The 12,878-nt window shown below is 66.6% G+C and carries 14 protein-coding genes; 5 read left to right on the plus strand and 9 right to left on the minus strand.

What is annotated here, in order from left to right:
- Window positions 1–29 precede the first annotated feature (29 nt).
- Genes OLX23_RS07390 through OLX23_RS07400 form a run of 3 tightly spaced genes read right to left on the minus strand, consistent with a single transcriptional unit; the run spans window position 30 to window position 2,261 of the window.
- Window positions 30–572 carry a hypothetical protein gene (locus tag OLX23_RS07390; RefSeq protein ID WP_264444120.1) on the minus strand — a complete coding sequence of 181 codons (543 nt, stop codon included), beginning with the start codon at window positions 570–572 and terminating at the stop codon, window positions 30–32.
- 49 nt (window positions 573–621) lie between these two features.
- The gene (gene argB, locus OLX23_RS07395; RefSeq protein ID WP_264444122.1) at window positions 622–1,533 is read right to left on the minus strand and encodes an acetylglutamate kinase; all 912 of its coding nucleotides are present in this window, start codon (window positions 1,531–1,533) and stop codon (window positions 622–624) included.
- Between the two features lie 53 nt (window positions 1,534–1,586).
- Complete coding sequence (locus OLX23_RS07400) at window positions 1,587–2,261, minus strand: queuosine precursor transporter (RefSeq protein WP_264444123.1); 675 nt, start codon at window positions 2,259–2,261, stop codon at window positions 1,587–1,589.
- A gap of 105 nt (window positions 2,262–2,366) precedes the next feature.
- Here OLX23_RS07400 and OLX23_RS07405 point away from each other — a divergent pair, with 105 nt between their 5' ends.
- Window positions 2,367–3,602: a NupC/NupG family nucleoside CNT transporter gene (locus OLX23_RS07405; protein ID WP_264444124.1), complete on the plus strand. Its 1,236-nt coding sequence runs from the start codon at window positions 2,367–2,369 to the stop codon at window positions 3,600–3,602.
- A gap of 107 nt (window positions 3,603–3,709) precedes the next feature.
- Here OLX23_RS07405 and OLX23_RS07410 read toward each other — a convergent pair whose 3' ends face one another.
- Together OLX23_RS07410 and OLX23_RS07415 are read right to left on the minus strand one after the other, a co-directional pair.
- The gene (locus OLX23_RS07410) at window positions 3,710–6,196 is read right to left on the minus strand and encodes a TonB-dependent receptor domain-containing protein (protein ID WP_264444125.1); all 2,487 of its coding nucleotides are present in this window, start codon (window positions 6,194–6,196) and stop codon (window positions 3,710–3,712) included.
- Window positions 6,197–6,596: 400 nt separating this feature from the next.
- Window positions 6,597–8,060, minus strand: coding sequence for a carboxylesterase/lipase family protein (locus OLX23_RS07415; protein WP_264444126.1), 1,464 nt, complete (start codon window positions 8,058–8,060; stop codon window positions 6,597–6,599).
- Window positions 8,061–8,122: 62 nt separating this feature from the next.
- Between OLX23_RS07415 and OLX23_RS07420 the strand changes: the two genes are divergently transcribed.
- Both OLX23_RS07420 and OLX23_RS07425 read left to right on the plus strand, forming a co-directional pair.
- Window positions 8,123–8,914, plus strand: coding sequence for an SDR family NAD(P)-dependent oxidoreductase (locus OLX23_RS07420; RefSeq protein ID WP_264444127.1), 792 nt, complete (start codon window positions 8,123–8,125; stop codon window positions 8,912–8,914).
- 38 nt (window positions 8,915–8,952) lie between these two features.
- The gene (locus tag OLX23_RS07425; RefSeq protein WP_264444129.1) at window positions 8,953–9,300 is read left to right on the plus strand and encodes a DMT family protein; all 348 of its coding nucleotides are present in this window, start codon (window positions 8,953–8,955) and stop codon (window positions 9,298–9,300) included.
- Here OLX23_RS07425 and OLX23_RS07430 read toward each other — a convergent pair.
- A complete protein-coding gene (locus OLX23_RS07430; protein ID WP_264444130.1) occupies window positions 9,263–9,523 on the minus strand; it encodes a KTSC domain-containing protein in 261 nt (86 codons plus the stop codon). The two genes, OLX23_RS07425 and OLX23_RS07430, sit on opposite strands and share 38 nt — an antisense overlap.
- Window positions 9,524–9,603: 80 nt before the next feature.
- Here OLX23_RS07430 and OLX23_RS07435 point away from each other — a divergent pair, with 80 nt between their 5' ends.
- A complete protein-coding gene (locus OLX23_RS07435) occupies window positions 9,604–10,041 on the plus strand; it encodes a hypothetical protein (protein ID WP_264444132.1) in 438 nt (145 codons plus the stop codon).
- On the opposite strand, the gene OLX23_RS07440 is transcribed toward OLX23_RS07435, so the two are convergent.
- The 3 genes from OLX23_RS07440 to ispG are packed head-to-tail and all read right to left on the minus strand — an operon-like array spanning window position 10,032 to window position 11,887.
- A complete protein-coding gene (locus tag OLX23_RS07440) occupies window positions 10,032–10,511 on the minus strand; it encodes a GNAT family N-acetyltransferase (protein WP_264444134.1) in 480 nt (159 codons plus the stop codon). The genes OLX23_RS07435 and OLX23_RS07440 overlap by 10 nt on opposite strands.
- Before the next feature lies 1 nt (window position 10,512).
- Window positions 10,513–10,770: a hypothetical protein gene (locus tag OLX23_RS07445; RefSeq protein WP_264444136.1), complete on the minus strand. Its 258-nt coding sequence runs from the start codon at window positions 10,768–10,770 to the stop codon at window positions 10,513–10,515.
- Window positions 10,742–11,887, minus strand: a complete 1,146-nt coding sequence (gene ispG / locus OLX23_RS07450; RefSeq protein ID WP_264444138.1) for a flavodoxin-dependent (E)-4-hydroxy-3-methylbut-2-enyl-diphosphate synthase — start codon at window positions 11,885–11,887, stop codon at window positions 10,742–10,744. The genes OLX23_RS07445 and ispG overlap by 29 nt, the downstream gene beginning before the upstream one ends.
- Before the next feature lie 290 nt (window positions 11,888–12,177).
- On the opposite strand from ispG, the gene OLX23_RS07455 reads away from it, so the two are divergent.
- On the plus strand, window positions 12,178–12,792 hold the full coding sequence (locus OLX23_RS07455) for an energy transducer TonB (protein ID WP_264444140.1): 615 nt from the start codon (window positions 12,178–12,180) through the stop codon (window positions 12,790–12,792).
- The last annotated feature ends 86 nt before the right edge of the window (window positions 12,793–12,878 follow it).

The raw sequence follows: 12,878 nt of genomic DNA on the forward strand, positions 1-12,878 counted from the left end.
AGGGGGGAAAGAGCGGCTATGCGCCGCGGCTACTGCCCCGCGCCGATCGTGCTGCGTTCGATATGCCAGCGCAATTGTTCGGCCGTTGCGCCGTCGACGTCGTTGACCCGCCGCAGGACCAGGCTGCCGCGCTCGGGCCGGTCGTCGCCGAAGCGCAGCACCACCGGCGCTTCGTAGTAGAGCGAGCCGGCGCCGCCGTCCTGCTGGCCCTTGCCGAGTTCGAGCACGGGCGGCTCGGCGCGATCGTAGGAGGCCTTGAGCGTCGTGGCGGTCACGCCCGAGCCCCTGCCCCAGGCCTTGGCCGCTGCATCCCAATCGCGCGCATAGAGCGCGGCGGCGTAGTAGCGCAGCAGGCGGTCGGGGTCCTTGCGATCGTTGAGCGCCGCACTGTCGAGCCTGGGCGCGGCCTCGCTGGGAGTCGCACTGGGCGTCGGCCTGGCTTCGGGCAGAGGTACGGCCGTCGCCGCCGGCACCGGCGCTGCCGCGCTGGCCGACGCTTCGGGCGCAGGCTCGGACTTGCGTTCGCAGGCGACTGTGCCGAGCGCCAGGGCGATCATCAGAACACGTCTCATGCCGGAAAAGCGCCTCCGCCGCGCGGATGTTCCCGGTAACGCGGCCGGATCAACCCGCGCGGATCAGCGTGCCGGCGCCGCGCGAGGTGAAGAATTCGAGCAGCATCGCGTGCGGCACGCGGCCGTCGAGCACGACCGCCGCCTCGCAGCCCGCGAGCACCGCGTGGACGCAGGTCTCGAGCTTGGGGATCATGCCGCCCTGGATCGTGCCGTCCGCGGCCAGCCGATCGATGTCGGCAGGGGTCAGGCTGGTCAGCAGGTTCTTGTCCTTGTCGAGCACGCCGGTGACGTCGGTCAGCAGGAACAGCCGCGCCGCGCCGATCGCGGCGGCGATCGCGCCGGCCATGGTATCGGCGTTGATGTTGTAGGTCTCGCCGTCGGCACCCGCGGCGATCGGCGCGATCACCGGGATCATGCCCGCGGCCGAAAGCGTGTCGATCACCGTCGTGTCGACCAGTTCGGGCTCGCCGACGAAGCCGAGGTCGAGCACCTGCTCGATGTTGCTTTCGGGATCCTTCTTGGTGCGGCGGACCTTGCTGGCCGTGACCATGCGGCCGTCCTTGCCCGAAATACCGATGGCCTTGCCGCCGGCACCGCTGATCCAGTTGACCAGTTCCTTGTTGATCGCACCCGACAGGACCATCTCGGCGACTTCGGCGGTGGCCTTGTCGGTCACGCGCAGGCCGTCGATGAACTGCGATTCGACGCCGAGCTTCTTGAGCATGGCGCCGATCTGCGGGCCGCCGCCGTGGACCACCACGGGATTGATGCCGATCGCCTTGAGCAGGACGACGTCCTCGGCGAAATCGCGCGCCAGCTCGGGATCGCCCATCGCGTGGCCGCCATACTTCACCACGAAGGTGCGGCCGGCATAGCGCTGCAGATAGGGCAGCGCCTCGATCAGCGTTTCGGCCTTGGCGAGCAGCTGCGCGCTCTGTGCGGGATCGTTGGGATTCGACATGAGCGCGCTTTACCGCGCTGCACGGCGATTTGAAGTGTTTTCAGACCCGGCGTTCAGGCCGGACGATCGAGCCGCCGCCCCAGCCGCACGAACAGGTAGATGAATGGCGGCACCATGATCGTCGAGAGCACGAGCTTCGAGATGATCTGGCCTTCCATGATCTGGACGATCGGCATGGCCTGGCCGCTCTGGTCGACCACACCGTAGAACGAGATCGTGATGAACAGCACCGTGTCGACGATCTGCGAAAGCATCGAGGCGATCCAGGCGCGCAGCAGCAGGAACTTGCCCTGTCCGCCCGCGATCCGCGAGAAGATCGCAACATTGAGCGTCTGCGAGGTGCCGTAGGAGATCAGCCCGGCGAACTGCATCCGCGCGCCTTGGCCGAGCAAACGCGCGAAGGCGTCCTGGTCGCTCCAGAACGGCGCCGGCGGCACGACGTGGATCACCAGGGTCAACAGCACCATCGAAACGATCAGAGGGATGAAGCCATAGCGCACCAGCCGGTTGGCCATGCCCTGCCCGAACAATTCGGCGACGGCGCTCGAGATGACGACGAGCAGCAGGAAGGCGAAGATCCCCGATTCCACCGCAAGGTCGCCGAGCAGCGGCCAATGACCGAGCGAGGCGAGCTTGGTGCCGAGCACGCCCGCGAGCACGGCGAGGCCGCCGTAGAGCAGCGAGAAGACGAAAAGCGACCGGGGAATGGCCCCACCCTGTTCCTGCATCGAAAGACCCTAGCGCCCCGGTGGAGCATTTGCACTATGCGCGATGACCGCGCCTCGTTACCTGTCGCGCTGTAAGTAACCGCGCAACGGGGGGAACCGGCGCCGATGCAAGTCGTCCACAGCCTGCTAGGCATTGTTCTGATTCTTGTCGTGGCAGTGCTGCTCTCGTCGAACCGCAAGGCGATCCGCCTGCGCGTGGTCGGCGCGGCTTTCGCGCTTCAGGCCGGGCTCGCCGCGCTCGTGCTCTATTTCCCGCCGGGCAACGCGCTGCTCCAGGCGGTCGCCGCCGGCGTGTCGAGCCTGCTCGGCTATGCCCATGCCGGCACGGCCTTCCTGTTCGGGCCCCTGGCCAATCCCGAAATCGGCGGCACCAGCTTCGCGATCTCGGCGCTGCCGGTGATCATCTTCTTCGCCGCGCTGATCTCGATCCTCTACTACGTCGGCATCATGCAGCTGGTGATCCGCTGGATCGGCGGCGGGCTCGAGAAGGTCACCGGGGTCAGCAAGGTCGAGAGCCTCTGCGCCGCCTCGAACATCTTCGTCGGGCAGAGCGAGAGCCCGCTGGTGATCCGGCCCTATCTCGCCAGCCTCAAGCCCTCGCAGCTGTTCTGCGTGATGACCGTGGGCATGGCCGGCGTCGCCGGCACGATCCTCGCCGCCTATGCTTCGATGGGCATCCGCATCGACTACCTCGTCGCCGCGGCCTTCATGTCGGCGCCGGGCGGCATCCTCATGGCCAAGCTGATCATGCCCGATCCGCCGGGGATCGATCTCGACGCCCCGGTCGAGGACGTGGTCGCGCTGCACGACGAGGAAGAGCGCCCGGCCAACGTCATCATGGCCGCGAGCCAGGGTGCGCAGACCGGCGTCAAGCTGGCCGTCGCCGTGGGCGCGATGGTCCTCGCCTTCGTCGCGCTGGTCGCGCTGGCCAACGGCTTCGTCGGCTGGGTCGGCGGCATGCTCGGCGCGCCGGGCGCGACCTTCCAGTCGCTGCTCGGCTATGTCTTCGCGCCGATCTTCTACGTGCTCGGCGCCGCCGACTGGGCCGAGGCGCTGCACGCGGGCAGCCTGTTCGGCACCAAGATCGTGCTCAACGAATTCGTCTCGTTCATCGACCTCGGCCAGGCGACCGACCTGTCCCCACGCACGGTCGCGGTGGTGACCTTCGCGCTCTGCGGCTTCGCCAATTTCAGCTCGATCGCGATCCAGATGGCGGTAACCGGCGGCCTCGCCCCCAACCAGCGCCCGGCGATCGCGCGCCTCGGCCTCAAGGCCCTGCTCGCAGGCAGCCTGTCGAACCTGATGAGCGGCGCGCTCGCGGGACTGTTCCTCGGGCTCTAGAATCAGAAACGGCACCGGTCCCGGGGCGGAGACCGATGCCGTTTCGATTTTGAGGAATCGACCGGAGCAATTGGGGAGGGGCTGTTTGCCCCGGCCGGTCCTCGTTCTTAGAAGTCGAACCGCAGCGAAGCGGAGACCGTACGACCATTGGCCGTGCGGGCCTGGACGATACCCGTAGCGGGGATCGTGGTGTCCTGCGCTTCGATGATCGCCAGCTTGTTGAACAGGTTGTTGGCGTTGACCGACAGCTGCACGCGGTCGCTCACACGATACTGCACGAAGCCGTTGACCAGCGTGTAGCCGGGCATCTTAAGACCGTCGTTGTCACCCACGTAGCTGTTCGTGGTGCCGAGGAAGTTCGCACCGATGGTGAAACGCTCGGTCTCGAACTGCGGCGTGACCTGGAAGATCAGATCGGCCTGGTGCTTCGGCGTGTTGCCGACCGTGGCGGCGACCAGCGCATCCTTGGTGATCTCGGCCTTGGTGAAGGTCGCGCCGGCGTTCAGGCGGAACGGACCCTTCTTGACCGAACCCTCGAGCTCGACACCATAGGCGCGGTACGAGCGGTCGAGACCGATGTTGTGCTCCTTGGTCTTGGCGAAGAAGCCCGTGACGTAGAGCTCGGCGTCCTGGCCGCGATACTTGACGCCCGCTTCGGCCTGGGTGACCGGATCGTAGGCGGCGTCCTCGCGGGCGAGGCTGCCGTCGGTGGCGTTGATGTAGTTCGAGAACAGGATGCGGTCGGCGTTGGCTCGGCCACCACGGCTGTAGCGGGCGAAGACCGACATGTCGTCGGCGAGACGGTAGTTCACGCCCAGCGAGTACGACAGGTAGTCGTAGTTGTAGTGGACCGGAGCCGGACGCGTCAGCGGATAGATCGCCACGCGCGTTTCCGCGGCCGAGATCACGCCGTCGCCGTTGACGTCGTACGAGGTGATGCCGGTGCGGCCACCGCCGAGATCGGCGCCGAAGACTTCACCGCGGGCGGTGCCGAAATCGTAGCGGATCGAGCCGCCGATCGCGAGATTGCCGACGTGGTAGTTCAGCGAGGCGTAGGGCGCGTTCACCGAGTAGTCGACGTCGTAGATGTTGCGACGCGTGTTACCGAAGAAGGTCGAGCCGAAGCCGTAGAAGCCGTTGAGCGTCAGCGGCACGCCGGCGGCCGAGGTCAGGTTGAGCAGCGCGGCTTCGCCGTTGCCCTTCACTTCCTGGAACACCGACGAGAAGTGCCACGTCGTGTTGACGGTCTGCGCGGCCTTGTAGAAGCCCGCCGTGGCGGTCAGCTTGCCGCCGCCGACGTTCCACACGCGGCTGGCGCGGATGTCGTTGGTGACGTTGGTCAGGTCGTTGAGGTCCGCGTCGAACAGCGTGGTCGAAGAGACCAGGCCGTTGCCGTTGAGCGTCGACGGGTTGCTGATCACCTGGCCGGCGAGCGGGCCATTGGCGTAGCTGAGGACCGCGCCCGGGCCGCCCCAGATGCCGGTGACGACCGAAGCCGGGCCGGTCAGCGAAGGGGCCAGGAAGGTGCCGCGGAACGAACCCGAGATATCGGCATAGCGGAAGCGCTCGGTGACGGTCCAATCGCCGACCTCGAACTGCGCCTCGCCGCCGAGCGACTTGACCTTCGAGTGCATGCCGTCGGTGTAGTCGTAACGGCTGAACTGGTTGTTCTCGTTCATCGACAGGTTCGACTGCAGATAACGCGAGTACATCGTGTCCTTGCGCGGATCGAAGCCCGGAACGACCGAATACTTCGGATCGTCGTTGGTGCCGGTCACGCGCAGCGGGGCCGAGCTGTAGTTCGGCGACTTGTCGTCGAGGAACTTGCCGTAGAGGCGCACGTAACCGCCGTCGAAGGTCTTGGTCAGGTTGAACTTGAACTGGCCGCCCTTGTAGGCGTCGTAACCCGTATGGCGCTCGCCTTCACCCTGGCGGTAGAAGCCGCCGATGTTGAAGCGCAGCGTATCGGTGATCTTCGCGCCGTAGTCGAAGTCCATGCGGTAGGTTTCGTAGTCGAGACCCGTGGTCAGCTGGACCGCGCCGCCTTCTTCCTCACCCGTCTTCGAGATCAGGTTGATCACGCCGCCCGGCGAGTTCGACGAGAAGGTCGACGCCGAACCGCCGCGGATCGCCTGGACCTGCGACAAGGTCAGGTCGGCACGAAGGAACTGATCGGCGTTGCCGAAAGCGATGTCGCCGAACTCGAGGACGGGCAGGCCGTCTTCCTGAAGCTGCAGGAACTTGGCACCGCCAAGCGCGATCGGCAGACCGCGGATCGAGATGTTCGAGTAACCCTCACCCGCATAGGCTTCGGAGCGCATGCCCGGGATGTTGCGGAAGATTTCGCTGACCGAGCGCGGCGCGAACTTCTGGATTTCGCCCTCGTCGAGCGCGCTGGTCGAGATGGCGCTGTCGAGCAGGTCGCGGCCGCGGGCGACGCCCGTGGTGAAGGCGCGCTTGGTCGGCTGCACGGCATCGGCCGAGGTGGTCGAACCGGCTTCGACCTGCGTGTCCTTGGCGGCGCCGGCGTCCTCGGCGTAGGCCGAAGCCGGGAAGGCGACGGCTGCTGCGAGAAGAAGATATTTCAGTTTCATGTTGTCCCCGTTCGTCCCTGTTTGAACTTGGTGAACGGGGCGCTAGGCAAGACATCGTTAACACCGACATCTTCGCATATTACGGGAATTTACCAGGAAACAGCCTCGCATGTGCTTTCCATGCAACAGCGTCATTTACGCCCGTAATGACGAATACTTCCTGAATATTGCATTTCGACAAAATGAATCGAACCTGACACATTGCTAAATGCACGCCGACGGGCGGGCGTTTAGCGGGCATCGCCTCCAACCGGATCGCGACCGTCAAATCGAATTCGACATGAGGAATGGTCGTTCAAAAAAGGCGAGCAAGGCACCCGTCGCGCCTTTGAATGAGGCTATCTCATTTTTTTGAACTGATGTTCAGTCGCAGTGCTTTTTTGGCGGAAAAGCGTGCGAATCAGGTCCGCACGACACCCGGCGTAACGTCGCGACCAGCCCAAGCGGCGAAACGCTCCGCCTGGGGATTCGCCTCGAGCCGGTCCGCCAGGCCATAGATCCGCACCGTCCTTTCGTCGGGCGCATAGGCAGGCCAGTCGGCTCCGGGCGTACCATGCCGGACGAAATGCGCGACATGGCCGCGCATGCGTCGCCCCAGCGCGGCACGACGGCCGCTGTCGGGGCCACCGCGGGCGAGTGCCATCTTGAGGCCCTTGAACGGCCAGAACAGCGTCAGGTCGAGCCCGTGCGTCGCGCCGGCGATCGGGTGACTGTAGTCGAAGCGATAGAACCAGGTCGGCTGCGACCGCGCGTGGCGATCGGCGAAGTTGCGCGTCGGCATGAAGAAGGTGAGATCGGTCGCCAGTGCGGTGCGGCCCTTGCGCGTGCGCGGATAGGCAGCGAGCACGGCCCGGGCTTGGGCTTCGGGAAGCTGGCCATGGAGCAAGGCTTCGAGATCGGGCCACTTCGATGGCAGGATGTCGCCCGGCATCAGCTCGAACAGGCGGATCTCGTCGCGCGTCGCCCCCGCGAGCAGCGGCACTGGCGCCATCGCCTGAGCATGGGCGTCGGCCAGCGATGCGGGCAACAGGTCGCCGTCGAACCAGGGCGCAGCGGGAATGCCGTTGCGGATTTCCTTCGCGACCGCGGCCTGGGCTTCGATCAGTTCGGCGATGTCCATCGAACGCAGCCGCGCGAGATCGCCCTGGTTGACGCCGAGCAGTTCGGCAAAACGGCGCGCGTCTTGTATCGACCGCTCGCGATCATGGATCAGGCTGACCGCACCGCTCTGCGCGATCGCGCCGTGGAACAGTCCGCGGGCCTTGGGCGAGAGCATCAGCAGCGAGACCGACATCGATCCTGCCGACTGGCCGCAGATCGTGACCTTGCCCGGATCGCCGCCGAAGCCGGCGATGTTGTCGCGCACCCATTCGAGCGCGGCGATCTGGTCGCGCAGGCCGAGGTTCGAGGGAATCGCCGGCAGGCCCAGCGCGTCGCCGAAATTGACGAAGCCGAGCACGCCGATGCGATAGTTGATCGTGACGACGACGATGTCGCCCTCGCGCGCCAATGCCGAAGCATCATAGGGATTGGCGCTGCCCGCCATGAAGGCGCCGCCGTGGATCCAGACCATGACGGGCTTGGCGCCGGGCGCGCCGCCGTCGGGCGTCCAGACGTTGAGATAGAGGCAGTCCTCGCCATAGTCGGCACTGTCGAGCGTCTCGCGCCGGACCTTGGGTCCATATTGCTGCGGGCACTGCTTGGCGAAATCATGCGCGGCCCGGACGCCAGCCCAGGGTGTGACCGGCTCGGGCGCACCGAAGCGCTCGGCCCGCGCATAAGGAATGCCGCGCCAGCGGCGCAGTCCGGGCAGCGCCGTTCCTTCGACCGCGCCGGCCTTCGTCTGGACGATGAGTTCCGCCATCCCGCTTCTCCCCCTCTGCTGGTCATGGCATAGCCAGCGCCAAGACCGAAGACGAGGGACCCATGACAAAAAATTCATTTCATGAACAATATGGTTCGGTCGCTCTGATCACCGGCGCCTCCTCGGGCATCGGCTGGGCCTTCGCCGAGGAACTGGCCGAACGCGGTTTCGACCTCGTGCTCGCGGCGCGGCGCACCGAGCGGCTGGAGGAACTGGCGACGAAACTGGAGGCCACGCACGGCACCCGCACCCAGGTCTGCCAGTCGGACCTGTCGCAGCCCGATGCGCCCGCGAAGCTGCTCGCAGAGACGGCTGGCAGCGACATCGGCCTCGTCGTCAGCAATGCCGGCTTCAACATCCGCGGCTATTTCGAGCAGACCGACCCCGCGCAGATGGCCGAGATGCTCACGGTCAACTGCCACGCGCCGATGCAACTCACGCATGGCTTCCTGCCGCGGCTCAAGGCGCGCGGAAAAGGCGGCCTGATCTTCACGAGTTCGGTCGAAGGCCTGATCGGCTGCCCGTTCTCGACCGCCTATTCGGCGACCAAGGCGCTCGTCGTCGGGCTCGGCGAAGGGCTGTGGGGCGAGCTTCAGGGCACCGGCGTCGACGTCCTGACGCTCTGCCCCGGCGCGACCGAGAGCGAGGCCACGGCGAAATATGCCGAGCAGTACGCGGCCGTGCCCAACATGCAGCCGGCTGCCGAAGTCGCCCGGCTCGCGCTCGACAACATCGCCGAGGGTCCGGTCTTCGTGCCCAACGCGCACTATCGCGCGCAGTTCGATCAGCTCACGGCCCTGCCCCGGCAACAGGCGCTGACGGCGATGGCGGCGGGGATCAAGGCCACGCTGTAAGGCTTGCGTGGGGACGAGGCCGGCAGCACAAGGCCGCCATGCCGACCCTGATCCTGCTCGTGATTTCCAACGTCTTCATGACCGCCGCCTGGTACTGGCACCTCAAGGGCGGTCCCGAAGTCGCCAACGCCCGGCCGATCGCCATGGTCATCGCGGTAAGCTGGGGCCTGGCACTTGTCGAATACTGCTTCGCGGTACCCGCCAACCGGATCGGCTATGCCCACGGCTGGAGCGCGGGCCAGCTCAAGATAGCGCAGGAGGCGATCGCGCTGACCATCTTCGGCGTGTTCATGGTGACCGTGCTGGGCGAGGCGCTGTCGTGGCGCCATATCGCTGCCTTCGCCTGCATCATGGCCGCCGCCGGCTTCCTGTTCCTGGGGAAATGACCGCCGAAGCCGCGATCGCCGCCTCGGCCGCGGTTTCAAGCTCCTCGAACGGAAACCGATCGCGAATTCGCTCGTTGAAGTAGCGCCCCATCGAAAAGGCCTCGTGGAGCCCGTCGGCGACATAGGCCGGAACGAGGAAATAGCGATAGCGCCGCCCGCTGAAGAAGGTCACTTCCAGCGCCGCGCTGGCGCTGTCGTAGGCATAGCTATGGATGACGCTCAAGGGCATGGTCCGGTAACCGCAAGCCGGCCAAACGGTTTCCGGGCTGGCCGCGACTGTCGATCGGTCCTAAGTCTTTCGCGATGAAGCGATTCCTCCTCGGGCTCGGCCTGCTGGCGCTGTGCGGCGCGAGCGCCCCTCCACCGCCGACGCGGATCCTTGATGCCGGCGCGGCGCAAAGGCTGCGCGCGAACAAGGGCGTGACCCTGCAGTGGATCGACTGGAACAGCCGCGGCTCGGCCCATGTCGCCGTGTCGCGCGGCGTCTGGACCCTGCGCGCGGCCCAGGCCGAGGCGGGCGGACCGGGGCGCCTGTTGCTCGACGGCCGGGTCACCGAGATCGGCCGCGACTATTTCCTGTTCGACGGCACGGTGCGCATCACCGACACCCCCGACAAGGGCCGCACCTGCGAGAAGCGCGACGTCTGGCGCTTCGCGGTCACCCAGAACCGCCGCTACTGGCGCATCCGCACCTTCGAGTGGTGCGACGACCTGACCGACTACGTCGACATCTATTTCTGAGCCAGGCCGGCCAAGGCCAGCCCGTCGACGCGCATCACGGTCCAATCGTCCATCGGCCGCGCGCCGAGCTTGCTGTAGAAGCCGATCGCCGGTTCGTTCCAGTCGAGCACGGCCCATTCGAGCCGGGCGCAGCCGCGTTGCACAGCCAAGGCGGCGAGGTGCGCGAGTAGCGCCTTGCCGAGCCCGGCCCCGCGCGCCTCGGGCCGCACGAACAGGTCTTCGAGATAGATCCCGGGCTTGCCCTCGAAGGTCGAGAAATTGTGGAAGAACAGCGCGAAGCCCTGGGCCACGCCGTCGACCTCGCCAATGACCACTTCGGCCATCGGCCGTTCGCCGAACAGGTGGCTGGCGAGGACCGCCGGCTCGAAACGCACCTCGTGCGCCAGCTTCTCGTAAACCGCGAGGTCGCGGATCAGCGAGGCGATCAGCGGCAGGTCGTCCGGCACCGCCGGACGGATCGACAAGGCCATGCTATTCGCCGACCTCGATCGAGCCGATCCGCAGCCTATCGATCTTGGCGTCCTTGATCCGCAGCTTGCCAATCGCCAGCGCACCGATCGCGACCGCCCCCATGGCGATCGCGCCGAGCGCGAAGGAGCCCAGCGCCAGGGTTCCCGCCGACATCGCGCCGACGCCGACGGCGGGCAGCTTGGTCGGCGGCAGTTTCACGATGCCCTTCCGCGACAGCGCGTCGTCCAGCTTATTCTGCAACGTCGACTTGTCGTGCATCGTCGTTCTCCGCCCCAATCCCGGCCTCGATCTCGGCCGCCTTGGCCTCGACCAGCGACACGATGTGATCGAGCATCGCCTCGCTCGACACCGTGTGGTCGGTCACGCCCGAGAGGTAGACCATGTGCTTGCCGTTGCCGCCGCCGGTCAGGCCGATGTCGGTCTCACGCGCTTCGCCCGGTCCGTTGACCACGCAGCCGAGCACCGAGAGCGATAGCGGCGTCTTGATGTGGCTGAGCCGGCTCTCCAGCGCCTCGACCGTGCGGATCACGTCGAATCCCTGGCGCGCACAGGAGGGGCACGAGACCACGCGCACGCCGCGCGTGCGCAGGCCGAGCGCCTTGAGCATTTCGAAGCCGACGCGGACCTCTTCCTCGGGCTCGGCCGAGAGCGAAACGCGGATCGTATCGCCGATGCCGGCCCAGAGCAGGTTGCCCATGCCGATCGACGACTTGACCGTGCCGCCGATCAACCCGCCCGCCTCGGTGATGCCCAGGTGCAGCGGGCAGTCGACCGCGTCGGCCAGGCCGGAATAGGCAGCGACCGCGAGGAATACGTCGCTGGCCTTCACAGCCACCTTGTATTCGTGGAAATCGTGGTCCTGCAGCAGCTTGATGTGGTCGAGCGCCGATTCGACCAGCGCCTCGGGGCAGGGTTCGCCGTATTTCTCGAGCAGGTCCTTCTCGAGGCTGCCGGCATTGACCCCGATGCGGATCGCGCAGCCATTGGCCTTGGCCGCACGCACGACCTCGGCGACGCGGTCGGACGAGCCGATGTTGCCCGGGTTGATGCGCAGGCAGGCCGCGCCGGCGTCGGCCGCCTCGAGCGCACGCTTGTAGTGGAAATGGATGTCGGCGATCAGCGGCACGCGTGCGGCCTTGGCGATCTTGCGGAAGGCCGCGGTGCTCTCGACGTCGGGGCAGGAAACGCGGATCAGGTCGGCGCCGGCATCCTCGCAGCGGCGGATCTGGTCGATCGTCGCCACCGCGTCCGAGGTCAGCGTGTTGGTCATCGTCTGCACGGTGATCGGCGCATCGCCGCCGACGGGCACCGAGCCCACCATGATCTGCCGGCTCTTGCGGCGCGCGATATCGCGCCAGGGTCTGATCGAAGACATCGATTAATTCCGCGTTTCTAATTCAAAAGTGACGAAGGTGACAAAAGTGACGCAGTCCTGGGATTCGAAAGGCCCGGAAAAACCCGAAAAGCGTTCGCACCACCATAGACCGCGAATGTGACGGGCGAGCTCATGGCGGCGCCATAGCAGGTGGGCAGGCTTTAGGAAAACGCCAAGCGGTTGGCGCAATCTTGCGAGCGATTCTCATTTACACGGCAATGGCGCTCGTTCATGGCTCGACCACGCGGGCGGCATCGGTCGGCCCCGCCGGAATCGCGAGGGGATCCGTCATGAGCGCCTGGTTGTCCATCGTCCTCGCCGGCGCGGCCGTGGCGCCCGCAACGCCGGTCGAACCCAACAGCTGGTTCAACAGCAAGGACAATCCCAAGACCGCGATGCGCGTCGCCGAGCGTGGCCATGTCGTCTACACGATCGACGTCGCGGCCGACGGCACTCCGATCCGCTGCACGCCCGAGGAAAAGACCGATCTCGACCAGGACGTCTGCGCGCTGGTGATGAAGCGCGCGCGCTTCCTGCCCGCGAAGGATGACCAGGGCCGCCCGGTCGCCGGCGCCTACGAGGCCGTCGCCAGCTTCCTGATGCCCGGCAAGCAGCGCTCGCGCCCCGATCGCTCGAAGCTGGCGGTTGCCGTCGACAGCCTGCCCGCGGGCGTGACCGGCCCGGCCTTTACGCGCGTCGCCTTCCTCGTCGACGGCGCCGGCAGGGTCAGCCAGTGCACGCCGCTGGCCGCCGAGCGCCGCCGTTTCCAGCAGACCGTCCCCGCGCTCGGCCCGGTCGCCTGCGAGAACCTGGTGCGCGATTATCACCCGGCGGCGGTAACCGACGCTTCCGGGGCAGCAGTGGCCTCGGTGCAGAGCGCGACGGTGCGCTTTGAGGTTCGGTAGAGTCTAAGCCCCCTAGCCCCCTTCCCTCGTCACCCCGGACTTGATCCGGGGTCCCGCTATTGCGGCAAGGGATGCGCTGGCCCCCA

The organism is Novosphingobium sp. JCM 18896 (genome assembly GCF_025938095.1).
In the GTDB taxonomy this organism is placed as follows: domain Bacteria; phylum Pseudomonadota; class Alphaproteobacteria; order Sphingomonadales; family Sphingomonadaceae; genus Novosphingobium.